The organism is Priestia megaterium, assembly GCF_009497655.1.
GTDB lineage: Bacteria > Bacillota > Bacilli > Bacillales > Bacillaceae_H > Priestia > Priestia zanthoxyli.
In genome coordinates, this window is sequence record NZ_CP023317.1 from 2,621,108 (window position 1) to 2,647,326 (window position 26,219).

A 26,219-nucleotide genomic window follows, 5' to 3' on the forward strand; every position below is an offset into this window, starting at 1 on the left:
AAAGCACTCGTTGCCATAAGTGACAATCAAGTGCTTTAAGTTCATCTTTTTTTAAGTAGCATAAATTTGTAAGTTTTGTAGTGACGGTATAACCCATTTTATATGTCGTGACAACAACTACGTTAAAACTTACGAGTTTGTACGAGTTCGTTAGGTTGATATGCATTCTATGGTTTTATATTTATCACCTAGTAAAATGTCATCTCGCCTAAGCTCGTACTTCATTTTTCTATCCTATCATTGCACACAGTACTCCATGATGGTACAACCATCATGAAGTATATATTTTCAAATACCCTTTTGTTTTTTCTATCTACTTCCTACTTATTTTTTATTCATACATACTTGTGGGTATTTAAATTTAGCACCACAAACTTTATGATATCCGTACACAAAATATAATATAGTAAGCTTTATAAAATTACTATAACCAAACTCATTTATTCACTGTAATGAGTTTTTAATGTTTATTTATATTTTAGGAATATCAATTGTATTTCCTGGTGACTCACTAATGAGAATATCTGAAATATTTGGGTTACTTTTTTTCAACTTGAATATTTGAATTTTTGTCAATTCAGGGTTAAATGATATATTTTGTGTTTTAAACTCTAAATTCATAATTTTATTCTGAAGTTTTAATATAAAAACCTTCCATTCTTGCAATGGAGAATCCGAAACTTCCTCCGGACTTCCTAATAGTCGATATCCATCCGCATAATGAAACATTAGTAATCCCGTTCCTAAGTCACAATTTTCATTTTCAAGAATTGCATTTGGTATATCAAATCCACTATTCCAATTATAATTTGCTGCAAAACAATGAAGGATTATTGGATTATCTATATTCTTTATTCGGTTAATTGTATCCTCTTTATTTGTATTATAAAGTAATTCTTCAAGCAAACTAATATCTTTATTTTCCATTACACCTTACCACCTTATTAATATTTACTTATTTTGTATTTCCAATTGTTTTAGCTTTCTTTCCCAAAGTTCTACTGTTGCACCTTGGCTTGGATACAATGGTAAACCATTTCCCTGTAGTTTTCTTAAATTTTTTTGTAAATCATATACCTGATTTTGTAAACTATTAATACTTTGGCTAATATCCATTTTATTTAATGCTCTTGCAACTACTTCATTGTAGACAGAATGATATCCTCTGTGTCTAGCCATTGTACTTATATTATCATCTGGTACTCTTAGGAAAATACCGTTTGATGAGTCATCGAAATTCATACCTATCTTTTTAATTACAGGATTATCTGCCATTTCAGAAGGAATAATATGCTGTGCTTGATATCCACTCCATTTAGTTGAACGTTTAAGTCCCATTTCTGTCATCATATTTTTTCCTAATTTAGTAGAATTCCCTCCTGTTACAATACCCGGAGTACCAGAAATAATCCTACTACCTTCACCTGTACCCTTAGTACCCGTTTGAATTTGACGTTCACTCACACGCTCTACTTTTACAGGCTTTTCAATCATCTGCAGCGTCTGTTTCTTCACATTCTGCAAGGTCTCCCTCACCGTCTGCTGGGCAAGTGCTGGACCTGCCGGCACAAGTTCTGGACCCAGTCTTGGCATACTACTGTCTAGGATGTTGTTATACGTTTTATGTAGCGACTGTGTCCAAGAGGCCGGTGCATTTTTGACGCTTTGGTAGGCTTGCTTTGTGACGTTGGCAACGGCGCTTGTGCGAAGCGTGTTGCGCATGTTGTTGAGCTTTTCGGTTCCTTTGGTCGCAAGGCTTTGTCCCATTTTCCCCGCTACCTTCGTAGAAAGCGCTCCAGCTCCAGCAATTCCTAATGCTTGCAGAAGACTTGCTTTACGCTGCTCTTCCTCACCATCCGCCAAACAGAATGAAGCCAGTTGCTTCCATGGCTCTGGGGTTCCTGTTGCGACGCCCCATGATGTAGAAAGTTCTTTATCAACAATAAATATTTAAAACAAAGACTTTACTCATTGCCAATTTTGAAGTACATATTACAGACAAATGCGTAGATTTATTCTAAATTAAAATCAATTAGATAATAAAAAAGATGCTTAACTAGTACGCTAAGCATCTTTTTTATTTATTCACATACTCTAGTAATTAGCTATCGTATGTTATTCTTCAACATTATAATTCTGTTTAATTTTGTTTAAAAGAGCCATTACCTTTTCTTCATCATCTGCATTATTCTCAATATATACATGACAAACTTTTTTTAAACACTTGAAAAAAGTTTGATAATCAACATTAACACTTTTGTCAATACCACCCGTACTGTCCAAAAATTCAATGCCATTTTCAAAATAACCTTCTTCCCATGGTTCTAAATCACCTGGGAATGTACAAATGTAGTATTCATTGCCGTAACCAATCTCTTCTGAAAAATAGTTTAATACTCTTAAAAATTTTTTATCTGATAGAGCACTATAAAAACTTACCATGGGAGACAAAGAACTATCTATACCATTAAATACTTCTACTATTTTCTCCATTTATATTCCTCTTTCTATTCATCTATTACTGGATGAAAATTTAATATTTCTTCACTCGTTGGATCTCTATAACCTGTATAACTCAATCCATTTCCTGCTTTTCCATTTATAATATCATTACTGTTAACTTGAGGTTTTATTTTGCCCGACGCGATCCCCTCAATCATAGCTTCCTGCCCATGCTTTATAATTTCTTCATTTGAAATTTCAGATGGGTTAAATACAGTTTTGGTGAACACCTTTTTCTTCCATTCCCCATCTATTGCATTTCCTGCGCTGTCACGCGCAGGAATTTGGTACTCTATTTGATAAACTCCTTTGATATTTTCATGGGGTGTCTTAGATACTATATTAATATTTATCCCCTCTTTTTTCAAAAAGGAATGAAATTCTTCTAGGTTATGCCCCCCAATGATTCCTTTTTTTTGAGAGAATCCTTCCACTTTTATGAGATGCTCATCAAATCCTGGTTTATATTTAGGCGTAATTATTTTAGCATCAGATTTACTAGTTTGCTTACTTCCTACCGAAAACATCCGCCCAACATCTTTTCCAGTAATCCACTCATCTACCACTGGCATACGCGTTCCAGTGATCGGCTCTTCTACTACTCGGACCTTCTTAGGAGCCAGCTTAATATCTCCGGCTTGACTAATTTTCTTTTTGACGTAATTCGAAGAAGAACGATAAGCTTTTTGAGCGCTTTGCAGCGGCGGCATAATACGTTGAGTCGCTTGTTTGCTAAGTACATTCCGCATATCACTAAGCTTCTTCGCTCCGTTTGCCACGGCATTAGCGCCTGCTTTCGCTGTTTTACCCGCTACCTTCGTAGAAAGCGCTCCAGCTCCAGCAATTCCTAATGCTTGCAGAAGACTTGCTTTACGCTGCTCTTCACTGATTTATTCCCGAACATGTCGCGTTCGGTCATGTATTCTCCTAGCCCGTTTGCAGCTCTTCCTTATTCCTTATCAAGGCGGTTGCTATAGTGAGTTGAGATTTGAAGAGTTTTACATCAGTGAGAAAGGCTTAAATTAAAAGTCTTAGTTTTTCTATAATATAAAAACACACTGATTTTCATAAAATACAGTGTGTTTACTTATAACTTTAATAATTATTTAAATGGGATTACTGGGATACTCTTTTAAATATTGATCTATTAAATTCTTAGTTTTTTCATCTGTTGGTACTTCATCTAAATATTTGTACTTCCAAATCTTTTTCTGTGCTACAAATCCGTAATCTGTATTCAACCAATCTGTATAATCAAATGATACAGAGAACTTCCCTGTTTGCTCTAACATTAGCGTAAAAGAATACCATAGTTCCTGGTTATTTTCTTTAAAGATTTCCCTGAGCTGTTCACTAAGATCAAAAAGCTTATCTTCTTCATTATTAAATTCTAGTTCCGATATGTTAAATTGTTTTGGTATATCTAGACTATACGTGTAGCTATTATCTCTAATTGATTTATAAAAAAAGTAAACTCGCCCCTCTGATTCATCAATCTGTGCATAAAAATAAAATTCCCCCCATTCTTCTGGAATCATATTATTAACCGTTTCTGCTATTTCTTGATACAATTCCTGTAACTGGCTTTCCATTTGCATAAAATTTATCCTCCCGCCTGATTTTTAATTGTTACTCTTTCTAATTCTTCACCTTCAATTTGATACTATATTCTAAATTTAATAGGGCGTATTGAATGCCATTTTTAACAGAAAAATATTTTTACCAATACTTTTTTAGAAAAGCTTTCTTCAAAGCATTTGCCCAACCTTTATCTTTCTCCATAATAAAACAAATTCCATTAGAACGATTGTTATCTATTTTACCTGCACTAATGTTGTTCCTCAACATGTCGCGTCTGGTTATGTATTCTTTCAAGCCATTTATGGTAACAATATCGTAGATTCCTTTTTCGGTTTCCATAGATTGAATTAATTTGTTTCACAATTTCATACTCATATAAAAAATGCAAGCACCATCCGTATTTTCACAGAGATACTTGCACTTTTATAGTCGTTATATACCAAAAAACTTCAAAAGAATATCAAATATGATGATCTATTGATTCAAACCAAGCTGAATTCTACTAAGCTCACATATCAATACGAAATTAAAACTTATTATCTTTCACGTTTTCAAACCATTCAACAGCAATATGACTTGTTGTTTTAATATCATCATGCGTATATAAGTCATACTTGTATTCAGCTTTAAAATTGCTGATCCTTACATCATAGATTAATTTCATCTTAGTAAGCATATCTCTTTGATGCTCTTGATACAATACTTTAATTTTCCCAATATCCTCATTTAAAATATCTAATACCATAAAAATTCGTGGTGCGGATGTATCGTAGCTCTCATCCCCCTCTTCCCAAGCATCATTCAATTTATGGGGTTCTAAGAGTATTTACCATTATAGGAGTACCACCATTATGAAGTTAAATCGATACTCCTTGATGGTACTACCTTAATGGGTTATGAACTTCAATAAATCATCATTTAAGTACACAAAGTATGACTATCTCAAAAAAACAAAAACACTTGTTACCTAAAAGGCTGATTCTCTCTTATCATTTAAGGTAAAATCAGTCTTTAAAAGTATAACAAGTGTGCTTAGATTACTAAATAATTATGAATTTTTTGGGGTTGTTTAGTTATTTATTTCTCAATAGATTCATTAATAAAAATCTTTACTGAAGTTAAATCCACCTTTTTATCAGTATCTTTCGGATAATTTTCTTCCAGAAAGTGTAATAATCCATCTGACAAGCTATTATTCTCATAAACCTTCTCAAAGTTTGTTATGAAACTTTCGACAGTCTCGTAATCAACACTTTCAATAGTCTGTGGGAGATATTTACCTTGTTCATATTGATACGCCTCCCAAATTGTATATGCCAAAGCATTTCCTATACATATCCATACTTTTTCATTATCTTCATCATTATCGAGTTGCATATAAGTCATGATATCTGTTTCATCCATGTTTTCTAAATATAAATAAAGGTTAGATGCGTCAATATTCTTAAATTTTAACCATTCCCAAGCTTTTTCTAATGACTCAACAGCTACTTCAAATCCTTCAGATTTAGAAATCTTGTCAATAATCAAGTCCGATAGCGACAATAGATAAACTACTTTGGCATCCTCACTCAAATTATTAAATCGATTCATTTAACCCACTCCTAATCAATATATACACCATTTTTCACTCTAAAATTTAACCTTCCAGTGACTTTAGTACCTTCTACCGCCTGTGAGGTTACCTCAACAATTAAGTTAGGATATTTTAAACTTAATTGTTTTATTATACCTGGATCTTTTTTAGGATTTCCTAACCCACTAAGACAAGTTGGACATACCCCAGAGGGGTTAGATTGATGTAGCTTAAAAATCCCAACTACATCCTGAGGTTGTATACCTGCTTTCTCGACTGCCTCAACAAATTGATTCGCTACTCCCTCTTCAGCATGTCTTGTAGCAGATGGTATTTTCCCCGAAGATTTTATTGGTCTGTTTGGATTTGATACATCAAGGTCTGGAAGCCCAGCTTCTTTCCTAACTTTCGGTGACCCTCCTTCAAAAATCAACCCTTCAAGTTCCTTTACATCAGTTTTACCTACCGCTATTGTATCAGTTTCTGGAACATTCCACTTTTTTCTTAAAGCGTCCAAATCTGTCTTACCAAAGTGGATATTACCATTACCAGTACCCTCAGTATCCTTTTGAATTGAACGTTCACTCACATGCTCTACTTTTACAGGCTCATCAACCTTTTTGACCGTCTCTACCTTAACCGAATCACCCAGCTTCTCCACATCACGCTTGGACATAAACCTTCCATCAGCTCTGCGATAGCGATTATGAACAGGATCGTAGGTTACCTTACCAATCATCTGCATCGTCTGCTGCTTCACATTCTGCAAGGTCTCTCTCACCGTCTGCTGGGCAAGTGCTGGACCTGCAGGTGCTAGCTCCGGCCCCAGTCTTGGCATACTGCTGTCTAGGATGTTGTTATACGTTTTATGTAGCGACTGTGTCCAAGAGGCCGGTGCATTTTTGACGCTTTGGTAGGCTTGCTTTGTGACGTTGGCAACAGCGCTTGTGCGAAGCGTGTTGCGCATGTTGTTGAGCTTTTCGGTTCCTTTGGTCGCAAGGCTTTGTCCCATTTTCCCCGCTACCTTCGTAGAAAGCGCTCCAGCTCCAGCAATTCCTAATGCTTGCAGAAGACTTGCTTTACGCTGCTCTTCACTGATTTTATTCCCGAACATGTCGCGTCCGGTCATGTATTCTCCTAGTCCGTTTGCAGCCACAAGACCGTAGAGGCCTTTTTCGGTTTGCTCCAGGACTTTGAAGGATTTGGCGGATTTGTAGGCGTCTAGGGCGTGATCCGCTGCGCTTAGGCCTTTAGCCGTTTTGTAGATGGCTTTTCCACCTTTTGCGGCTCTTCCTACCCAGCCGACAACCGGAATGAAGCCGGCTGCTGCCATGGCTCCTGCTGCGACGCGCTGTGAGGTAGAAAGTTTTTCACCCGTAACAGGGTCCACGCCTTCTGCTGCTCGTTTATAATCATAATATCCGCTGACCTCTCCTGTAAAGGTAGAAACCGCGTCCCACGTTTTTTCGTACCACGGCTTGTTTGCTTCTTCTTCTTGCTTTTTTTCCAGCTCGTATACTTCTTCTTGCTGCTTGTTGTAGTCAACATATGAAGTTGCATAGTCGTTTAGCTTTGTTTGAACTTTATACAGTTCGCTGTCGTGATAGGCTTTTTCGTCAAAGGCAAGCTGATAGACACTTCCTCCTTGACTCGTAGCAAGCTCTAAGCCGCTTACTAGCGTATCCACTACCGCATAGAAGTCATCCATTTCGCTGTATTCTTTTGACCATTCAGCGTCAAGCTGGTTCACTGCTTCAATTGTATCGGTGCGTTTTTTCTCTGCTTCTTCTATTTTATCGTTAAACTCACTCGTTGAAAACGCTGAAATAGAGACGATATCATCGATGCCGTTTAAAATACTCTGCAGATCGTCGTGCTGCTGCGCAACCATTTCTTTAGCATTGCTATTGGCGTTTTTTAGCTCTGTTTCTAAAAATGATTCAGTTACAATCGTGCTTCCTGATAGCTTTGCTTTTTCAGCTTTAACGTGAAGCGTTGAAAAATAGCTTTGCTGCATTTTAATTAAGTTTTCCCACTGTCCGGCCGTATCGGCGTGCTGCTTATAAAAAGATTTTATATTGTCAGCGCCTTTTCCTTCTAAGCTGCCATCTAAGTCCGCTACGCCCTGCAGCGCTTTTTTCAGTTCACCCAGCTGGCTTAGTAACTCATCGTAGGCTTTTTCCCTGTCTTTTGCTACATCAAACAGCGCTTTTGCATCGTATACCTTTCCCACAGTCATCCCCCTTTGCTGCTACGAATGGATAATAGATTCGTCTTGTTCTTTTAGTAAGTCTACATTAGATTTTGTATCTTTTACGTTTTTGTTTAGTGCTTTTATATAAGTAGAAATAAGCGTTTGAATTTCTTCTTCGCGCGCTTCCCATTTCTCTGTAGTATCAAGGCTGTTTTTTCCAAGGTCAGGCATTTTGCTAATGGATAAATTTCCAATCGCTGTGCTGACTGCTTCAAGCTTTTTGATAACGTCAGCGTGATCAAGCTTAATTGTCATGAAAACAGCCCCCTTCTAATTTCACTAATCTTGTTTTCTACTGCGTCATAGGCTTCTTCACCTTTAGCTAATAAAGAATCCGCTTCTCCAATAACGGCGTTCAAGCCACTCAAAGCTCCTTTTTCAGCTTCTAGCGCCCATATCTTTGTTTCAATTTCACGAATGTATCCATCGTAATCACCGTCTAAAATGCCTTTTATGTTGTCGTAGGCTGCCGTACGTTTTTCGTCAAAATCATCCGATAACGTACCCGTCCATTTGTCTCCCAGCTCAGGCTTTTTGATGTGTTCAATTTCTTTTAATGAAACAGCTTGTTCATGCTCAATTTTACTTTTAGCCGTTCTTAGCTTAGAAATTTTCCCTTCTACATCTGAGACTCTTCCAGATACTTCACCCAGCAGTCCGTCTAATACGCTTCCTAACCCCATATCGTTCCTCCTGTTCCGCACATTTCGAGTTTAATCCAATAATTATAAGTATAAAATTTGTCTCATTATAGCTAAATAGGAAAAAACTCTCTTTTTTATGCTTCTAGTTTCATGAATTGAGATAAAAATGGAAAATCAGAGAAAAAAGACTCATGTCTAAATACGTCATCCAACCATATACCGTTATCTAAAACAAAGAATAAGTAGAATAAAACCATTTCTTTGTACCCATACCCGTTTTTTCCCACAAATTAAAGCTTTTTGCGTAAAAAGACCAACTTTACTTCGTTTTTTTACACAGCAAAAAACCTCTGCACATTCTGCAGAGGTTTTGTTTTATACTTGAACCGGCGTTGGTTCTTCAGCTGTTTGTTCGTGCTGTATAAGTCCGTAGTTTTCCCATGCTCGGCTTTTCCAGCGAAAAAACATAATAACTGCGCGCGTCCATTCATCGGCTGCGATGGCAAGCCAAATGCCAGCGAGCCCCATGTCTAAATGGAAAACGAAGAAATAACCGAGCGGCAAGCTCATCATGACCATCGACATCGCACCAATTAACACCGGATATTTGGCATCTCCCGCTGCCCGCAGCGAGTTAATCAGCACAATGTTCATCGTTCTTCCCGTTTCAAGCACAATGCTCAGAAGCAGCACCGTCGCCCCAAGCTCAATGATATGCGGATTGTCTGTAAACACGCTGATCAGCTGTGTTCTGAATGTCATCACAAGAACAACCATCATCATCGTTACGGCACTGGCCCATTTGACGCTTTTCCATACGCGATGGTACGCTTCATCTTTTTCGTTTCCGCCTACTAAACGGCCGACAATAATCGCTGTACCCATTCCAATTGCAATGGCAAATAAGTAAATGAACATTGAAATATTCATTGCGTACTGTCTCGCAGCAAGTGATTCTGCTCCTAGGTAGGTTGCATAGTATAAAAAGACAATTTGACAGCCTTGATACATCACTTGTTCAAAAGCCGACGGAATACCAATTTTTAAAATTTTACCGATATATTCTTTTGAAAGCGTAATGTAGTATTGAAATTTCACTCTATATTCCATCACTTGATACAGCAGCCAAAAGAACACAATAAGGGCAACGAATCGGCTGAACGCAGATGAAATTGCTGCTCCTTGTACGCCCATTTCCGGAAAGCCGAACTTCCCGAAGATTAAAGCATAGTTTCCTGCAATATGAAAAATGTTCATTCCAAGTGAAACAAACATTGCCTGCTTCGTAAAGCCATGTACGCGAATAATCGCTGCAAGAGAGTTAATAATCGCTTGAAGAAAAATAGCTCCTCCAACGATGGATAAATAGCTTTGTGCATACAACAGCACGTCACCTTGTAAGTTCATCGCTTCCATCATATGTCTTGAAAACAAAAGAAAACCCGCGCTAATGACTAGCCCGACTCCTAAATTTAACGTAACGGCCAAAGCAGAAATCTTTGACGCTTCCATATACCGTTTTGATCCTAAATACTGAGAGACAACAATTGCCGCTCCGTTACCAATGACCTCTAACACCAAAATCGCAATGTGAAGGTATTGATTGGCTGCTCCGACTCCTGATACGGCATCATCCGACAGCGCGCTTAGCATAAAGGTATCAGCAATCCCCATTAACATAAAAAGAAACACTTCTAAAAAGATCGGCCACGTTAAGAAAAACAAATTCAGCTTTTCTTTTGGCCCTTTTTTTGTTTCGACCGCGGTCATCCCATCACCTTCTTTACCGATATCCAATTTCAAACAAGAAGTATCTTACCACACATTTCCTTTGTATACATCCTCTTTTTAGCACATTTTTTATTTTATTTGTTTAGGCATAAAAAAAGCCGCTCCCTTAGAGGAAGCAGCTTTTTTTCCGTTATTAAATTGAAATTTTCACTTCTGCGTTCATACCTGGAAGAACTTTATCTGATGCATCATCAATTGAAATTTTCACCGGTACTTTTTGCGTTACTTTTGTATAGTTTCCTGTATTTTGAGCAGGAAGCATAGAAGACACTGAGTTTGTTGCGCGACCGATTGCTTCAACATGGCCTTTAAAGACTTTACCTGAATCTCCGTCCACTGTAATGTCGACGCTGTCTCCTTCTTCTAAGTCACCTAGGTCTGTTTCTTTAATGTTTGCATTGATGTAGATTTTAGATAAATCAGCTGTTTGTGCTAACACATCGCCAGCTTTTACTAATTGATTTTGAGATGCGTTGTTTTTAATAATTGTTCCGTCAATCATAGACGTTACGTCTGTTGATTTTTCGCCTTCTTTTAAGCTTCCAACAGAATCACCTTGTGAAACGCTATCTCCTTCTTTTACATTCCATTCGCTTAACTGACCGTTAGCTGAAGCGATGACTTGTGAAAGCGGTGCTTCTACCTGCGCTTCATCTGTTTTAACGTAATTTGCTTTTTCGTAGAAATAATATCCACCAAAGCCTACTAGTAATAAAATCACAATGATTCCAACAATGTTAGTAACCAATAAACGACTTTTACTCATCGGAATTCCTTCTTTCTATAGTTAGTATATTATACAGAGGTTTCTTCTGTTTGAGGTGCCGGCAGCATTTTTCTTTCTTCTTGCGGATCAGCTTCTTCTTGAACCTCTTCTTTTTGAACAAGAATTCTATTTTCACCGCTCCACGCTTTACTTAGTGAAGCAATGAGCATAATTACGCCTAAAATACCAAGCATGAAAAATAAGTTGTGATACGCATGTAAAATTGACGCTTTTTTAGCGCCTGCTACAACAGCCGTCACAGCCGATGTTTTTGCATCTGCTTGACTCATTCCCATACCCATATAGCGTTTAATCATTTCAGACAGCTGCATCTTCACCTGAGGATCTACTGAGCTAATTTGTCCTCGGAAATCTTCATAATAAATCGCGTTTTGTCGAACAACAAACCACCCAATCACAGGTGCCACGATGGCTCCTAATAAATTTCGAATGGAGTGCAGTGAAATGGAACGCATCGAAGCTTGATGTAAATCTCCGGCTAGTGCCGCTCCTAGCGCACCGGATACCAGTGCCATACTAACACCCATACCAAAGAGCATGATGTGAACATATAAACTTACTAGTGATGTATCAGCTGATACATTCACCCAGCTAAATCCTACAATGACAATAAGAAGTGATCCAATTGCTCCAAGGTAACCTGGACCAAATTTGTCATATAAGAATGTCGTTGCAAATGCTGAAATCAGTACCCCAACAAAAAAGTATAAATAAAAATAAGAAAGCGTGGTGTACGATGCATTTTGCACATTTTGCATGACGCCATTAATACCTGCAATGGCTAGAATATAAGCCATATGACCTCCAATTGCCATAATTGTACCCGCAACTGGTTTTACGGCTAGCAGCGATTTTAATGGTACTAGCGGATTTTCAGCCGCTAAATCAACTAAGACAAAAATGACAACTAATCCTGCTGCAGCCAGTAAGAACGGCCACACTTGAATAGAAGCAAATCCTTCGTATCTTAGTTCATACAGTGGATACACTAATAAAATCATAATAAGACTAAGAATAAAGATACTTTTCTTATCCACTGGTCGATCTTCTTGCTGAGTTGGATCATGAGCAGGTAATACCTTATATCCGATAAACAGAGAGACAAGAGAAGCAAGTATTCCTAAAACAAAAACCCAGCGCCAATTATCCATGCTAAGAGATACAGCACCTAAAAAGGCTCCAATCGCCGTTGAACCGAAGAGTCCACCGATTGCTAACACTAAAAAGAAGTTTCGGATTTTATTCGGAAACGAAATCAGCGCGGCTGGAATAATGGTTAAAAACAGCATTCCTGAGCTTAAGCCTTGAATCAGACGACCAAGGGATAAAAACGCCACATTTTCAGAAAAAACGTTGATAATCGAACCTGCTAAAAAGACTAAAACGAACGTTAAGTATGCTTTACGTACGCCATATTTTTTCGCAAGCATCGGACCAATTGGTACCCCAAGTCCAAATGCCAAGTTAGAAATAATAGATGGCAATAGTAAGCTTTGTGTACTCGCATCAAATCGATTTTGAATTAATACTTGATTGACCGTGTAAGATAAATTCAAAAAATACTGAGGGCCAATTGAAAATAGCGTTAAAATCGCCATAATTAAGTATTTAGGTACGCTTAAACCTTGTTTGTCGGAGGCTACTGCTGGATTATTCTGACTCATATTTATTCCTCCTTTTATTAAATTCTTTTCATAAGACTAACAATTCCTTACATATTTTATTGTACAAGTTGTATCATGCAAGTTATAGCAGCACTACATATTATACATCTTTTAAAGAAGAAATCAACTTCTTTGTTTCAACTTAAAAAGACTATTTTTCAATAGCCTTTTTGTTCATCTATATGTATTCGCTTTAACATCCATTACTGCGCCATCTTTTAAAATCGAGATTCAAGCGTGATAAACTTTTTTCCAGTGCCAAAACCTCTTCTTCCGACCAATTTTCTAACACTTCAGCATAGGCTTGTTTACGCTTGCTTTGTACATGCTGCAAAATATCTTTCCCTGCATCCGTCATTTCAATTAAACTAATCCGTCCATTTTCCGGACTTGGAAAGCGACGAACAAACTGTTTAGTCTCAAGCGCAGATACTTGCCGGCTAGCTGTAGATAAGCTCAGCTTTAAATTTTCAGCTAATGCATTAATCCCGAGCGGACTGCGCTGATCTAGCTCGCTTAACAGTAAATATTCAGAACGGTCCAAGCTTCCAAGCTTCGGACTGTGCGTCGTTGTTAGACGAACAAGCAGCGCAATTTCGTGCTCAATGGTTTGCAGCGAGTCTCGCTTCACCTCTGTCTCCCCCTTTATCTCATGAAACATTCTGTACTTTTTAATATGTTTACTATACCGCAACCGTTCGCGTGAACCAACCTTTTTTCCGTTTTTCTTCTATTATATAGAAAGATATCATAGATGAGGTACATTTAATTCTAGCATCACAGGACAGTGATCGCTTCCCATTACATGCGGATGAATAGTAGCTTCTTGAATAACGTCTTTGATTCTCTCGGATACGATAAAATAATCAATGCGCCACCCGATATTTCGTTCTCTCACTTTGTTCATATACGACCACCACGTATAGGCTTCTTCTTGATTCGGATACAAATAACGAAATGTATCAAGAAATCCGCTAGCAAGAAGCGTCGTCATTTTTCCTCGCTCTTCTATTGTAAAACCAGAATTTCCTCGGTTTGGCTTCGGATTACGCAAGTCAATTTCTGCGTGTGCTACGTTTAAGTCTCCGCACAAAATCACCGCTTTACGGCTATTTAATTTGTTTAAGTACACGAGCAGATCGTCTTCCCATTGAAGCCTTTCTTCAAGCCTTGCTAAATCTCTTTTAGAATTTGGCGTATACACATTTACTACATAGCATTGTTCAAACTCAAGCGTGATAATACGCCCTTCGTCTTCCGATTCTTTATCTACACCGTATGAAACGGATAAAGGCTTTTGCTTTGTAAAAACAGCCGTTCCGGAATAGCCTTTTTTCACGGCGTAATTCCAATACTGATAATACCCTTCTAGCTGCAAATCAATTTGGCCTTCCTGCAGCTTCGTTTCTTGAATACAAAATACATCCGCATTCACTTCTTGAAAATAATCTAAAAATCCTTTTCGCACACACGCACGAATGCCATTTACGTTCCAGGAAATCAACTTCATAAACTGTCCACGTTCTCCTCACTTGATTTATGTATCAGTGTTTAGTGTAGACAATTTTTTGCATAAGTTCAAATAATTTAAAGGGTACCCTTCTTTTTAAGGTATTCCTGATATTTCTTCTTATTTTATTTTCTGTACCTCAAACACTAGATACAAGAGGTGAAACATAATGTCAACAAACTACACGTATGAAAATAACGAAGAAGTTTCTACTGTTTCTAAAAAAGAAGAGCATCCTACTAAAGAATGCGAAACACAGAATCAAACGGCGCTTACTAAAGAAGATTTTTCTTTAAATGATTCTGCCATTAAGCACTTCAGCAGATAGTGGCTCCGCAAAAATAGAGCTTGAGACATAGTTAAGTAGGCGCAACCTTCGTTTACCAAACCAATAAAAAGATCCGAACGATTCATCGTTCGGATCTTCCTTAAACTATTCCTACCCTAAGTTCTTTCTTTACGAAATAAAGCTGCGAATCGTATCTGCCACAAGTGCATGATCTTCTTCTTGCGACATGCCTGATACGGTAATGGTTCCAATTACGCCGACGTTTTTAACCGAAATTGGAAATGACCCTCCTACTGCTTCGAATTCCTGAGGATTCGCTGCGTAAAACTGCGCGTAAGAACGATCTTTTAACTCGCAGTACAGCTTCATATAGTACGAGCTGTGATGGTGACGAAGAACGGTGTTTGATTTTCGTTTAATCCATTCTTCATGATCGGGAATAGCCCCTTCCATCGCATGTTGAAAGAGAGTTTGACCATTTCGTTTAATACTGACAGTTACTGCCTTACCTTTGCTTTTCGCTTCATTAATAATGGCCGTTCCGATCTGTAAAGCCTGGTCATTTGTAAATTGATGAAAGATCAGTTCTTTTTCCTGTTGAACTACTTTTTCAAGCAGCGTCTCTACCGAATGATTACTCACTGTTTCTCGCTCCTTAGTTAAAATAAACCGCTCGTTTTTCTTTGCTGCTTTCAAATGCCGCTTCGATAACTTTAACCACGTCACGAGCTTCTTCTGCTGAAACCGGAAGCTCTTCTCCTCGAAGCAGGCTGTCGGCGATTTTTTGATAATACGTCACATAAGAACCGTGCAGCGTTTCAATTTCTGTTGTTTCGCCTTCGCCCGTTGTCAGCTTACCGTAGTGTTCAGGGCTGTCGGCTCCCCACGTATCATCCACAGGCTTCTTGCCGGCTCTTAGCATATCTTCTTGGCCGTCAATTCCGTATTTGATATAGCTTGCTTTTGTTCCATGAACTTGAAAGCGAGGCCCGTTGCTTGGCACAATGGCGCTTGAATGTAAAATAACACGAAGAGAACCGTATCCAAGCACTAAGTGGACGTAATCATCCGTGCGTGCATGATCTCGCTGCCCAAACACATCAGCTTGAACAAAGTCAGGCATTCCAAAAAGGTGTAAGGCCTGGTCAATTAAATGAGATCCTAAATCGTAAAGCGCTCCTGAACCAGGTCCTTCATTTTCTCTCCAGCGGTCTCGAACAGCTGGACGATAGCGGTCAAAATGCGCTTCATACATTTTAACGTCGCCTAATTTCCCTTCTTCAATCAGCTGTTTCACCGTCAAATAATCATTATCCCATCTGCGGTTATGATAGACGCTTAGTTGAACACCTTGTTCTTTTGCTAATTGAATTAATTCATTTGCTTCTTTTTCTGATACGACCATCGGCTTTTCAACAATTACGTGCTTACCTGCGCGTAGTGCGTCTTTCACCATTTCATAGTGCATGCCGCTAGGCGTTGTAATAATAACTAAATCAATGCTGTCATCTTCTAGAAGTTCAGATAAAGTACTCACTACTTCAACGTCTTCTAAGTCGCTCGTCACCTTTTCAGGATTTGAACTCATTACTTTTGAAATATGAAATTCGTCTAACACGCTTAAAAGCGGCGTGTGAAAGACCGTTGCTGAAAATCCGTACCCTACTAATCCTACTTTTATTTTCTTCATTGTGTTTCCTCTCCTTTATCAAAATCTGTGACGATAAGCCGCACTTGATTTTGCTCTATTTTTTCTTTTACATCCGCTTCTGGTTCTTTGTTTGTGATTAAGATATCAATGTCGCTCATATCACATACTCGATGTAAAAATTCACGTTCAAACTTCGTATGATCTGCAAGCATAATCACTTGTCTTGCACATTGAATCATCTGTCTTTTTAAAAACGCTTCTTCTTCACTTGGAGATGTAATGCCATCTGCACCAACGCCGCACGTCCCTAAAAACAGCTGATCTACTTTGTATTCCTGCAACGTAGAAATCGTTCTTGGTCCGGTGACGTTACGGTTTTTCCCGTTAAACTTGCCCGGCAGCAAAAACGTATCACACGGGGTATATTGATCGAGCAAATCCACATTATCGATGGAATTCGTAATAACGGTTACATGCTTTACATCCATATACTTCGCCATCAGTGCGATGGTAGAAGACGTATCTAAAAGCACGTCATACCCCTCCGACATTAACGAAGCTGCTTCTTTAGCAATTTGTTCTTTCGCTTTGGTAGGCGTTCGCTCACTGTAATCGATGATATGACTTGACGATAGCGTCGCTCCGCCTTTGATTCTCATAACCTCACCGTGTTCTTCAAGCTTGACTAAATCGCGTCTCGCCGTATCTTTTGAAACGGTGAACATATCGCAAATTTCGTCTAATGTAATCGTGCAGTGTGTGTGAAGGTATTCAATAATCGCACTCATGCGCTGCTCTTGATACACCCGAATACCCTCCTTTTTTACTTTGATATGAGCTAATTGTAGCGCAAAGAAAAGTTAAAAACCAGCAAAAAAACTTAAAATAATTAAGTTTTTTGCATTTTTAACTTAAATTATAAAAGTACACAAACGTCTTCTGGAAATAACTATCTTATTTTGGATAATACTTCTTTTATATCTGATACCCTTTCACGCTTTTCACTAATCGCTTATGGTTTAGGCTTCTAGCAAACGTATATGCAAAAAAAGCGAGAATCGTAAAGATTCCCGCTTTTTCGTTACATCTTATGTTCAAGCGCTTTGAAGTTTTCTTGAAATTGCTCCAATCGAACAAGTCCTTCTTCACGAAGGCGTTTATTTTCTTCTTCAATTGCTTTTGTTTCCTGCATTCCTTTCATAATAATATTCCACGTTTGTTCCATCGTTTCTACTTTTACGCTAGGGGCACCGGACATTTTGGCGATTTTAACGCTTTGCTGTGAAATATTTTCTGCATTTCGAATGAGCAGTTCATTTGTGCGTTTGTCTAATTCGTTCATAGACTCCGCTACTAAATTTTGACGCTTTGCTGCGATTGCGTTAATGAGTCCATTTTTAAAAATAGGAATCGTTGTAATAAACGCCGAATTGATTTTCCCGATCAGCTTTGTATTTCCTCGCTGCAGCATACGGATTTGAGGAGCGGATTGATAAGATACTTGTTTTGCCATTTCTAAATCATATAATCGCTGCTCCATCAGCTCAACTGCATTTTTTAAGGTTTGAAGCTCCATTGCCGCCAGCTGATTTCCACTCGACGCTCTTTCTTCAAGCACCTTTAGCTCTTGTTTTAACTCTTCTACTTTCACTTCGCCCGCTACAATGTATTTTTCAAGCTCCATATAATACTGATAGTTTTGCTCGTAAAGCTGTTCAAGCGTTGTGGTTGAATGCTTCATTTCGGTTTCATATTTTGTGATTTCAACATATACTTTATCAATTTCAGAGCCCATCGTCTCATATTTTTGAAAGAGCTTGTCCACTATTTTTTGACCGCGTTTAAAAAGCTTAGAGAAAAACCCTTTATCTTCAACAAAATCCTTTGCATCAAATTTGTCCATAATCTTTCCAAGCTGCTTTAATAATTGACTTGACTCTTCCATGCTAGACGATTTAATTGTACTAAGCACTTTTCCGGAAAAAGAGGAAATTTCATTGGCTGTTTCTTTCCCATACTCAAGTAAAGCCAGCTGATTTTTATAATCAATTTGTTCTGCTAAGCGACGTACTTCCGGCTCTTCTCGCAGTTTTGCTTTTACTTCGTTAGGCTTTGTTTCTAAAACTTCTTCGGCTTCGTTTACATCTAAAGGCTGTAATTCGTTTGTTGCCATTTAAAAACCCTTCTTTCTTTAAAAGATTCGTTTTAACCATTTTTGAATGAGCGACGGCTCTTTGAATTCTTCATTAAAGCTAATATCTTCTAGCCAGTGCATATCGAAATACTTTTCTTCGACGAACGCTTCTATATCCAGTTGACCGGTTGGATTAAAGAGAACAATATCAACGCCGAATTCATTTAATAGAAGCAGTAAAGCTGCATCTTCACGCGTAAACGCTTCTCGTTCATTTCCATGATAAATAATGAGACGGGGTACATGCTGCGTATAATCAAACTTTTGAAGCATGCGAAGCACGTTGTTTGGAAGCTTCAAAGACTGATTAAACAAATACATTTGATGCTGATACGCATCTTCATGATCCAAGCGAAGGAGCTTTGAATGTGCACAATACCTAGAAATAGCTGCAGCGAGCCCTTTCTGAAGCCCGATAGGCAGCTCTTTATAGCGCCACCAGTTGCTTTCAATCATTTTATCAGGACTGAGCGTGCCATCACTTCCGAGAGCTCCTTGATAGTGAAAGTGATTATTTCCTTCTATTTTTTCAGCAAAAGGAACAGAATCAATCGTCAGAGCTAACTCATTTTCCGTTTGCATGAGCTCATGCACTTTACTCCAGTACTCTTTTCGGTTTTTAGAGATACCCAGTACTTTTGAAAACAAGACCGGCACGTGTACATATGGCTTGGACACTTGAAAATTAGGACGAATAAACGCCCGTTCTCTCATTAATAAAAAGATTTCATCATACGTCGTTTTGAGAGTGACTGAAGTTGGAAAATACGAACGAAATTGCCAAGGTTTATACAGCATGGACTCCTCTGAATGAAGCACTTGCTCAATTTCTTGAGACGCTCTAAATGCTACCGTACCTTTTCGAACCGGTTTATCCGTTGGAAAAGGTACAAGCGAGCTAGTAGAAGGAAACGTATAAACCGTTGTTAAATGCTGATTCTTATCTACTTCTTTTAAATTATCCTTTCCTTCTGGATGAAAGGTAAGGACGTCAAAACCTAGTAAAATTAAATAATGGAGAAAATACTGCTCGCTTTTATTCGCATCCCCATACCACATGATGCGAGGCGCGTGCTCAGGAAATGCTTTATCGACCATCCAAGGTTTTACATGATTCCACTGCCACTTTATTAAATCGATTAATACGCGTTGAAAATGCCCGTCCATAAAGCCTTCTGCGTGCTGTTCTTTAAAACACGTTAACGTTTCAATAAATTTTTCACGTACTCTTCTATGTATAGCGGGATTTTCTGACTTCACGATCAGCTTTTTTCCTTCTAAAAAAGCAAATAGCCGATTGACAGAAAGGCCGTGCTCTTCTTGATTAATTTTAAGGATCGTTTGTACTTCTTTTAATCTATCATTAGAAATGGACTTATCAAGCTTATCTTGCAAGACAATAATTGATGGTGATGAATGCGCAAGTTCATAAAGAAAATCTGCGTACTCGTCCTCATCAAGATGAGTGCCTAAATATCTGCCTGCCACTTGTTTATAGGTAGTTTGCTGCTCATTTTGTATAAAGTCACCTCGCAGAGAAACATCTTTAGAAAAAAGAGAAGTTCCATCCTCCTCGTTAAGATTAATCATATGAGGATCAATTAATTTACTCACACCTTACAGCTCCTTTCTTTTCAGACATATACATGCTAAAAAGAAAGGGTACTCGTTAAAGCACCCTTTCTTTTTCATTTATCGCATGCCTTTTTTATACGGATAATCCGTAGTTGCGGCAAAGATCGGCCAATCCGCCAGAAAAACCGCTGCCAATGGCATTAAATTTCCAGTCGTTTCCGTGCTTGTATAGCTCACATACCACAACAGCTGTTTCGATTGAAAAATCTTCGCCTAAATCATAACGAAGAACTTCTTCATTTGTTTGGGCGTCAATGAGACGAACAAACGCGTTGGATACTTGTCCAAAGTTTTGTCCGCGAGCATCTGCGTCGTGAATCGTGACGCTAATTCCGATTTTTTCAACGTGGTCAGGAAGAAGAGAAAAATCAACGGCGATTTGCTCATCGTCTCCATCTCCTGCACCTGTACGGTTGTCACCGGTATGCTCCACAGCTCCGTTTGGACTTTTTAAATTGTTGTAAAAAACAAACTCTTCGTCATTTACAACTTGGCTTGATTTATTGGCTAAAAATGCACATGCATCTAAATCGAAGTCCTGAGACCCAGCATATTTATTTGTATCCCACCCAAGACCTACTATTACTTTTGTTAAGCCTGGGTTCGTTTTGGTTAGGTCAATGCGCTGACCTTTTGATAAAGAAATTGACATAAAAACATCCTCCGTACATTTTCTTACTTTAATGATTAGGCGTTTAAACCAAAGTCGTTTACAAGTGCCGCCAAGCCGCCTTGATAGCCGCTGCCAATGGCATTGAACTTCCATTCTCCACCGTGTCGATACAGCTCGCCTACCACGACCGCTGTTTCGATCGAGAAGTCTTCACCTAAATCATAACGAATTAACTCTTCGTCGTTTGTTGCATTTAAAATACGAACGTAGGCGTTGCTTACTTGGCCAAAGTTTTGACCGCGTGCTTCCCCTTCATGGATCGTAATGGTAAACGCAATACGTTCAATAGATTGAGGCACATTTTTCAAATCTACTTGAACCTGCTCATCGTCTCCTTCACCTACGCCTGTACGGTTATCTCCGGTATGCTCAACCGCTCCGTTTGCACCCGTCGTATTATTGTAAAAAATAAAATCAGATTCTGAAGCGCATTTTCCCGCTCCGTTTAATAAAAAGACAGATGAATCTAAATCAAAATCGTTTCCACCGTCATACTTATTTACATCCCATCCAAGACCTACTACTACGTTTGTTAATCCTGGATTCGTTTTTGTTAAATCTACTTTTTGTCCTTTTGAAAGATTAATAGCCATTTCGTTTCCCTCTTTTCTAGTTGTTTATTTTGTATATTTGTTTGCAATTTCAGCCAATCCAGTATCTCTCGTTGCATCTCCAGTTGCTGAAAACTTCCACTCTTTTCCGTCTCGATAAATTTCACCTGCAAATAAAGCTGTTGCTCCTGAATGATCTTCAGATAGATTAAAGTGTACAAGCTCTTCGTTTTTAGCACTGTCCACAACACGGATAAAAGCATTTTTAATCATACCGAAATCTTGGTTTCGCTCAACACACTGATAGATGTTGACTACAAACACAAGTTTATGTACGTTTCCAGGAACATTTTTTAAATTAACAAAAATTTGTTCATCGTCCCCTTCACCTGCTCCGGTAAGATTATCGCCTGAATGCTTGACGCTTCCACAGTTACTATGACGATTTCCAAAATACACAACGGCTGAGTTACTTACAAGTTTATCGTTCGAATTGAGCATAAGAACAGATGCATCGCAGTCAATCTCTGGGCCGCTTCCTCCAAAACCAAAAAAGCTGCGTTTTTTTACAGGATCCCATCCTAATCCAACCGTAATAGAAGATAACCCTTCTCTTCCTTTTGTTAAATCAATTTTCTGCCCTTTTTGTAGATTAATAGCCACGTTTATTTACTCCTTTACTATAGCGAACACATTTTTTTACAGGTTCTATATAACTTTACATAATAGCGTAGATAAATGAAAAAATAGTGAAATCTTTGATACTATTTTTAACGTTTACGTAAGTCTTCTTATGGAGAGAATACCACAATTTGGTGATTGTTTCAAAAATTAAGCTATGTTTTATAACGTAAATTCATTGACTGAGAGTTTAAAATTTAAGTTAAACTATTAAAAAAAGGCTGTCTCTAAACCGGAAATCCGAGTTATGAGACAGCCTTTTTTGGCTTATTGAGCTATTTTTAAAGTCGGTTCTTGCTGTTCAGCTGTTTTAGCAGCTGCCACGTTTTGAATACGACCTTCAGCTTTGTATTCAAACGGGCTCTTAAGTGTTTTAATATAGTTTACCGTTGCTTGTAAATCTTCTGGTCCCACTTCCATATCTGACGAAAGTGCACCAATACCATACTTTTCATTTCCGTACATGTAGTTATTCACTACTACCGTATATTCTTTTTCTTTGTCGATTTTACTTCCATCTGGTAGCGTAATATCGACTACTTTATTTGTGCTTCCATCCCACGTATAGTTAAAGCCTGCAATATGGAAATCTAGTCCAGATGATGTAATTTGATTATTTAACACCGTTTCTAAATCCGCTCCGCTTAGCTTTACTTTATTTAAGACGTTGCCAAACGGCTGAATCGCAAACAAATCACCGTATGTCACATCACCAGCATCAAGCTGTGAACGAACGCCTCCGCCATTCATTAAAGCAAAGTCAGCGTTCATTTCTGCTTTCATACCGTCAGCAATTAAGTTTCCAAGCGCGATATCACCTGTTGGCCCGCTAGACGGATAGCCTTTTGCCAAATCTGTAGATGAATTCCCAACCACTTGTGCTTTAATAGGCGCTGCTAAATCTTCGTACTTTTTCATAATGCTTGAAACTTCAGGATCTGGCGTATAGTCTTTTTGGTATACGGTCACAATTTTTGCATCTTTTTTCACGATGTCACCCGTGTTATCGATTTCAACGTCTACGTCAGAAAACGCTGAGCCGTATGAATAAGCTTGAACGATTAGTTTGTTATCTACTACTTTGTTGTTGTATACGTGATTGTGAGCTGAAAAGATCACGTCAACTTCATCATCAACTTTTTTAGCGATATCTGCTGCATCAAACTCGGTAGACGCTCCATTTTGATTAGATGGATTATGAGCAAGTACAACGATTGCTTTAATACCCTTATTTTTCAGCTCTGCCGTATATTTATCAATTGCTTCTGCTTCGTCCGTAATTTTTAAGTTTTCATTTCCTTTACGAACAATCATGCTTGGCGTTTCTTGTGTTACAACGCCGATGAAGCCGATTTTCTTGCCGCCTACTTCTTTTATCGCATAAGGTTCTGTAATTAATTTATTCGTTGACGTATCATAAGCATTTGCCGCTACTACTGGGAAATTCATGCCGTCGTATCCTTTTGTTCCTTTTGGATGGTCTCCGCCTTCAATCATGCGGTGAAGCTCAGCAATACCTTCATCAAACTCATGGTTTCCAAGCGTGCCTACATCAAACCCAAGCGATTCCATCACTTCAACCGTTGGCTCGTCTTGAAACAGCGCTGAAACTAGCGGACTTCCGCCAATCATGTCTCCTGCATGAACTAAAAGCGTATTCGGATTTTCAGCTTCTTGTTTACGAATAGCTGCTGCTGTATATTTCATATTTCCAGCTAACAGCGATTGGCCATTTGAATTGATTTTTGTATCTGTATCGAGCTGACCGTGAAGGTCGTTCATGCCTAACAGCTGAATCTTTGTATTATCTTTTGATTCGCCGTTTAAATTAATTTTGTAAATGCCGAATCCTTTGTCGTCCGTTTTATTTGTATACGTAATGTTACTTCCTTCAGTTAAATAGCTTTCTCCGCGCGGTGAGCTTGTGAACGTCACGTTAGCCGTTCCGTTAATTGGTGCAATGGACCAGTTATCGTCAGCTGTAGGCGTAATTTCTTTTTGTTCGGTGATGTAGTCCATTAGAATTTGACGGTTTTCATCCGCTGAATCCACTACAAGCTCGCTTCCTTTTAGACCAGGAAAGTTTCCGCCTCCGCCAGCTCGGTAGTTATTTGTCACAACGATAAACTCTTGATTCGGGTCAACTGGTTTACCGTTATACGTTAAGTTAACAACTCGGCTTGAATCTGCGTGAATCACGTTTCCATTCACATCGTATTTTGCTGGTTTTGTCACGTCGATTTGGTATTGAACGCCATCAATAACGTCGAAGTTATAAACAGGGAAGCTTGGGTTTAATAATTCCTGCTCTTCTGTTTTGTTCGGTGTAATTTGATTAAATTTACCGGCAGACATATCAATCCAGTCTTTTACAACAGAACCTTTTACTTTAACCGCTTTTAACGTGTTGTCATATAGATACAGGTCGCCAGCGCTTCGGATCGTTAAGTCACCTTTTTTAATTTCCGTATATTCATCAACGCCGTTTCTTCCTGCTTTAAAAGGCGCTCCCACTGATAAAATCGGAAGGTCTTTATATTCCGGCTTGTTTTGAGAAACGTACTTTTCTACGTAATCTTTTTGTGCATTTGTTACTACTTGAATAGATGGATCATCTTTTACAAGAGAAAAATAGCTGTGAATATCATCCGTCGTTTTACCGATTGGTGTGTTCACATATTTAACCGTTGCATCGTGATCTTTTTGAACTGCTTTAACAACACCTTTATCCGGTTCTACCGTACTTTGCGTAACCGTTTTCCCTGACGCATCTTTTACGTCTTTATACGTTTCACGCGTAGACGATTGAGAGCTTACCACTTTCCATTTTCCTTTTTCTTCTTTTAAGGTTAAGTCAATTAAGCCAAGTGATCCTCCGCCGTAACCTGCTTGAACAGCGGGAACGCCGTTGATTGTTCCTTTTGCATTATCAATGCCAGGAAGAGGCTTTTTATCTGCTCCGAGGAACAAACCGTCTAGCGAAGCTTCCGTTTTAGCAGGGAAGACTTTATGCGTATGCGAAAACGTAATAGCATCAATGCCTTTTACTTCACTTAATGAGTAAATGACATCTTCCGTGTTTTGCTTGTTGCTGCTAAACCCGGAGTGAGCCATCGCGACAACTACGTCCGCGCCTTTTTTCTTCATTTCTGGAATGTACTTATTGGCTGTTTCCACAATGCCTTTTGTAATGACTTTTCCATCAAGGTTTGCTTTGTCCCAATCGTTAATTTGAGGCGGCACAAAGCCAATGAAACCGACTTTAATCGTTCGTTTTTTACCGTTTTCATCAACGACTTTTTTATTCATAATTTTATAAGGCGTAAATTTATTTTTGTCATTTTTCGGGTTGCTGTCATGATCGTCAACATAGACATTGGCATTTATGTAAGGGAAGTTCGCATCGTTGTACGCTTCTTTTAGAAAGTCTAATCCGTAGTTGAACTCATGATTTCCAAGCGTTGCAATATCATAATCTAGCTGATTCATCGCTTTAAATACAGGATGAACTTCGCCTTTTTTCAGCGGATTAATCTTGGCTTTATACGTTCCTAGAGGCGTTCCTTGAATGAGGTCTCCGTTATCTACTAATAAGCTGTTTTTTACTTCTTTTCGAGCATTTTTGATTAAGGTAGCGGTTTTAGCTAAACCCACTTTTTCATAAGGGGCGTCTTTGAAATAATCATAGTTTAATAGATTCGTATGAACATCAGTTGTTTCCATCAGGCGTATATTCACAAGCGCATCTTTTTTATTGTGGCCTTGATGCTTGCTTTGCTGTGAGCTTTGTCCAGGGTGACGTTCTTCTGCTCCTGCCTGTGTAGTTAGAAGCGGCATTGATAATAAAGAAAGTGCCAGTGATGTAGTTAGTATTTTCTTCGTTTTGCTGCGTTTGTTCTTTTTCATCTACCATTCACCTTTCAAGTAAGTTATCATCGCTATAAATCTAGCAACTGTTCAAAAATAGTATAGCAGAAAAGATTTATAAAGGATGTAAATTTTTTGATTTTTTAGTAAACCATTTGTATGCGTTTTATTAACTTTTTGTAAACTGAAAAATTTTTTTTAGTTTCTCTTTTTAAAACAAAGGACTATAGTTTTTATTAATTGGATGAACCCTCCTTTTTAAATGAGCCTTATTACCTAGTGCATAAACGTTCACACGTTCTCTTTTCATTCAAAAAAAATTTATTTCAAGCGGTGTGTATATATGTACTATACATAGGATATGAAAAG

Annotated in this window: 24 protein-coding genes and 1 pseudogene; 1 reads left to right on the forward strand and 24 read right to left on the reverse strand. The window is 38.3% G+C overall.

What is annotated here, in order from left to right:
* Positions 1-471 precede the first annotated feature (471 nt).
* The 15 genes and pseudogenes from CEQ83_RS13195 to CEQ83_RS13265 all read right to left on the reverse strand — a co-directional run bounded on the left by CEQ83_RS13195 (position 472) and on the right by CEQ83_RS13265 (position 14,309).
* Positions 472-927, reverse strand: coding sequence for a DUF4274 domain-containing protein (locus CEQ83_RS13195; RefSeq protein WP_099000624.1), 456 nt, complete (start codon positions 925-927; stop codon positions 472-474).
* Between the two features lie 24 nt (positions 928-951).
* Complete coding sequence (locus CEQ83_RS27450; protein ID WP_223546044.1) at positions 952-1,863, reverse strand: AHH domain-containing protein; 912 nt, start codon at positions 1,861-1,863, stop codon at positions 952-954.
* Between the two features lie 252 nt (positions 1,864-2,115).
* On the reverse strand, positions 2,116-2,493 hold the full coding sequence (cdiI, locus tag CEQ83_RS13205; protein WP_098249535.1) for a ribonuclease toxin immunity protein CdiI: 378 nt from the start codon (positions 2,491-2,493) through the stop codon (positions 2,116-2,118).
* Between the two features lie 14 nt (positions 2,494-2,507).
* On the reverse strand, positions 2,508-3,281 hold the full coding sequence (locus CEQ83_RS27455) for a CdiA family toxin C-terminal domain-containing protein (protein WP_223546046.1): 774 nt from the start codon (positions 3,279-3,281) through the stop codon (positions 2,508-2,510).
* Positions 3,282-3,608: 327 nt separating this feature from the next.
* Positions 3,609-4,094: an antitoxin YezG family protein gene (locus CEQ83_RS13215; RefSeq protein ID WP_141558918.1), complete on the reverse strand. Its 486-nt coding sequence runs from the start codon at positions 4,092-4,094 to the stop codon at positions 3,609-3,611.
* A 515-nt stretch (positions 4,095-4,609) separates the two neighbouring features.
* Positions 4,610-4,920, reverse strand: a pseudogene (locus CEQ83_RS13220) (DUF600 domain-containing protein); the annotation flags it as partial.
* A gap of 240 nt (positions 4,921-5,160) precedes the next feature.
* Positions 5,161-5,676, reverse strand: coding sequence for an Imm6 family immunity protein (locus CEQ83_RS13225; RefSeq protein WP_098999559.1), 516 nt, complete (start codon positions 5,674-5,676; stop codon positions 5,161-5,163).
* Between the two features lie 11 nt (positions 5,677-5,687).
* A complete protein-coding gene (locus tag CEQ83_RS27460; protein WP_224980216.1) occupies positions 5,688-7,892 on the reverse strand; it encodes a ribonuclease YeeF family protein in 2,205 nt (734 codons plus the stop codon).
* An 18-nt stretch (positions 7,893-7,910) separates the two neighbouring features.
* A complete protein-coding gene (locus CEQ83_RS13235; protein ID WP_013083474.1) occupies positions 7,911-8,168 on the reverse strand; it encodes a YwqI/YxiC family protein in 258 nt (85 codons plus the stop codon).
* The gene (locus tag CEQ83_RS13240) at positions 8,165-8,596 is read right to left on the reverse strand and encodes a YwqH-like family protein (RefSeq protein WP_013057382.1); all 432 of its coding nucleotides are present in this window, start codon (positions 8,594-8,596) and stop codon (positions 8,165-8,167) included. The genes CEQ83_RS13235 and CEQ83_RS13240 overlap by 4 nt, the downstream gene beginning before the upstream one ends.
* Positions 8,597-8,932: 336 nt before the next feature.
* Positions 8,933-10,327 (reverse strand): MATE family efflux transporter, encoded by a 1,395-nt coding sequence (locus tag CEQ83_RS13245; RefSeq protein WP_099331078.1) that lies wholly within the window; start codon positions 10,325-10,327, stop codon positions 8,933-8,935.
* 154 nt (positions 10,328-10,481) lie between these two features.
* Positions 10,482-11,114: an HlyD family secretion protein gene (locus CEQ83_RS13250; RefSeq protein WP_025751627.1), complete on the reverse strand. Its 633-nt coding sequence runs from the start codon at positions 11,112-11,114 to the stop codon at positions 10,482-10,484.
* Between the two features lie 29 nt (positions 11,115-11,143).
* A complete protein-coding gene (locus CEQ83_RS13255) occupies positions 11,144-12,799 on the reverse strand; it encodes an MFS transporter (RefSeq protein ID WP_099331079.1) in 1,656 nt (551 codons plus the stop codon).
* 193 nt (positions 12,800-12,992) lie between these two features.
* Positions 12,993-13,430 carry a MarR family winged helix-turn-helix transcriptional regulator gene (locus CEQ83_RS13260; RefSeq protein ID WP_014459764.1) on the reverse strand — a complete coding sequence of 146 codons (438 nt, stop codon included), beginning with the start codon at positions 13,428-13,430 and terminating at the stop codon, positions 12,993-12,995.
* A gap of 117 nt (positions 13,431-13,547) precedes the next feature.
* Positions 13,548-14,309: an exodeoxyribonuclease III gene (locus tag CEQ83_RS13265; RefSeq protein WP_014459763.1), complete on the reverse strand. Its 762-nt coding sequence runs from the start codon at positions 14,307-14,309 to the stop codon at positions 13,548-13,550.
* Positions 14,310-14,478: 169 nt separating this feature from the next.
* Here CEQ83_RS13265 and CEQ83_RS27080 point away from each other — a divergent pair, with 169 nt between their 5' ends.
* Positions 14,479-14,637 (forward strand): hypothetical protein, encoded by a 159-nt coding sequence (locus CEQ83_RS27080; protein WP_014459762.1) that lies wholly within the window; start codon positions 14,479-14,481, stop codon positions 14,635-14,637.
* A gap of 129 nt (positions 14,638-14,766) precedes the next feature.
* Here CEQ83_RS27080 and CEQ83_RS13270 read toward each other — a convergent pair whose 3' ends face one another.
* The 9 genes from CEQ83_RS13270 to CEQ83_RS13310 all read right to left on the reverse strand — a co-directional run bounded on the left by CEQ83_RS13270 (position 14,767) and on the right by CEQ83_RS13310 (position 25,889).
* On the reverse strand, positions 14,767-15,240 hold the full coding sequence (locus CEQ83_RS13270) for a heme-degrading domain-containing protein (protein ID WP_099331080.1): 474 nt from the start codon (positions 15,238-15,240) through the stop codon (positions 14,767-14,769).
* 13 nt (positions 15,241-15,253) lie between these two features.
* On the reverse strand, positions 15,254-16,288 hold the full coding sequence (locus tag CEQ83_RS13275; RefSeq protein WP_099331081.1) for an oxidoreductase: 1,035 nt from the start codon (positions 16,286-16,288) through the stop codon (positions 15,254-15,256).
* Positions 16,285-17,055 (reverse strand): DeoR/GlpR family DNA-binding transcription regulator, encoded by a 771-nt coding sequence (locus CEQ83_RS13280; protein WP_099331082.1) that lies wholly within the window; start codon positions 17,053-17,055, stop codon positions 16,285-16,287. The genes CEQ83_RS13275 and CEQ83_RS13280 overlap by 4 nt, the downstream gene beginning before the upstream one ends.
* Positions 17,056-17,330: 275 nt before the next feature.
* Positions 17,331-18,422, reverse strand: coding sequence for a toxic anion resistance protein (locus CEQ83_RS13285; RefSeq protein ID WP_028413052.1), 1,092 nt, complete (start codon positions 18,420-18,422; stop codon positions 17,331-17,333).
* A gap of 18 nt (positions 18,423-18,440) precedes the next feature.
* Entirely contained in the window at positions 18,441-20,057 is a 1,617-nt protein-coding gene (locus CEQ83_RS13290; RefSeq protein ID WP_098999554.1) for a YceG family protein, read from the reverse strand.
* A 94-nt stretch (positions 20,058-20,151) separates the two neighbouring features.
* A complete protein-coding gene (locus CEQ83_RS13295; protein WP_028408240.1) occupies positions 20,152-20,730 on the reverse strand; it encodes a TerD family protein in 579 nt (192 codons plus the stop codon).
* 35 nt (positions 20,731-20,765) lie between these two features.
* On the reverse strand, positions 20,766-21,344 hold the full coding sequence (locus tag CEQ83_RS13300; protein ID WP_025751616.1) for a TerD family protein: 579 nt from the start codon (positions 21,342-21,344) through the stop codon (positions 20,766-20,768).
* 24 nt (positions 21,345-21,368) lie between these two features.
* Entirely contained in the window at positions 21,369-21,965 is a 597-nt protein-coding gene (locus tag CEQ83_RS13305) for a TerD family protein (RefSeq protein ID WP_028408239.1), read from the reverse strand.
* A 285-nt stretch (positions 21,966-22,250) separates the two neighbouring features.
* Entirely contained in the window at positions 22,251-25,889 is a 3,639-nt protein-coding gene (locus CEQ83_RS13310) for a multifunctional 2',3'-cyclic-nucleotide 2'-phosphodiesterase/3'-nucleotidase/5'-nucleotidase (protein ID WP_098999553.1), read from the reverse strand.
* Between the last annotated feature and the right edge of the window lie 330 nt (positions 25,890-26,219).

Coding starts and splice junctions, on each gene's coding strand:
- CEQ83_RS13195 (WP_099000624.1), bottom strand. CDS start 927: ATGGAAAATAAAGATATTAGTTTGCTTGAAGAATTACTTTATAATACA.
- cdiI (WP_098249535.1), bottom strand. CDS start 2,493: ATGGAGAAAATAGTAGAAGTATTTAATGGTATAGATAGTTCTTTGTCT.
- CEQ83_RS13215 (WP_141558918.1), bottom strand. CDS start 4,094: ATGGAAAGCCAGTTACAGGAATTGTATCAAGAAATAGCAGAAACGGTT.
- CEQ83_RS13225 (WP_098999559.1), bottom strand. CDS start 5,676: ATGAATCGATTTAATAATTTGAGTGAGGATGCCAAAGTAGTTTATCTA.
- CEQ83_RS13235 (WP_013083474.1), bottom strand. CDS start 8,168: ATGACAATTAAGCTTGATCACGCTGACGTTATCAAAAAGCTTGAAGCA.
- CEQ83_RS13240 (WP_013057382.1), bottom strand. CDS start 8,596: ATGGGGTTAGGAAGCGTATTAGACGGACTGCTGGGTGAAGTATCTGGA.
- CEQ83_RS13245 (WP_099331078.1), bottom strand. CDS start 10,327: ATGACCGCGGTCGAAACAAAAAAAGGGCCAAAAGAAAAGCTGAATTTG.
- CEQ83_RS13250 (WP_025751627.1), bottom strand. CDS start 11,114: ATGAGTAAAAGTCGTTTATTGGTTACTAACATTGTTGGAATCATTGTG.
- CEQ83_RS13255 (WP_099331079.1), bottom strand. CDS start 12,799: ATGAGTCAGAATAATCCAGCAGTAGCCTCCGACAAACAAGGTTTAAGC.
- CEQ83_RS13265 (WP_014459763.1), bottom strand. CDS start 14,309: ATGAAGTTGATTTCCTGGAACGTAAATGGCATTCGTGCGTGTGTGCGA.
- CEQ83_RS27080 (WP_014459762.1), top strand. CDS start 14,479: ATGTCAACAAACTACACGTATGAAAATAACGAAGAAGTTTCTACTGTT.
- CEQ83_RS13275 (WP_099331081.1), bottom strand. CDS start 16,288: ATGAAGAAAATAAAAGTAGGATTAGTAGGGTACGGATTTTCAGCAACG.
- CEQ83_RS13285 (WP_028413052.1), bottom strand. CDS start 18,422: ATGGCAACAAACGAATTACAGCCTTTAGATGTAAACGAAGCCGAAGAA.
- CEQ83_RS13295 (WP_028408240.1), bottom strand. CDS start 20,730: ATGTCAATTTCTTTATCAAAAGGTCAGCGCATTGACCTAACCAAAACG.
- CEQ83_RS13300 (WP_025751616.1), bottom strand. CDS start 21,344: ATGGCTATTAATCTTTCAAAAGGACAAAAAGTAGATTTAACAAAAACG.
- CEQ83_RS13310 (WP_098999553.1), bottom strand. CDS start 25,889: ATGAAAAAGAACAAACGCAGCAAAACGAAGAAAATACTAACTACATCA.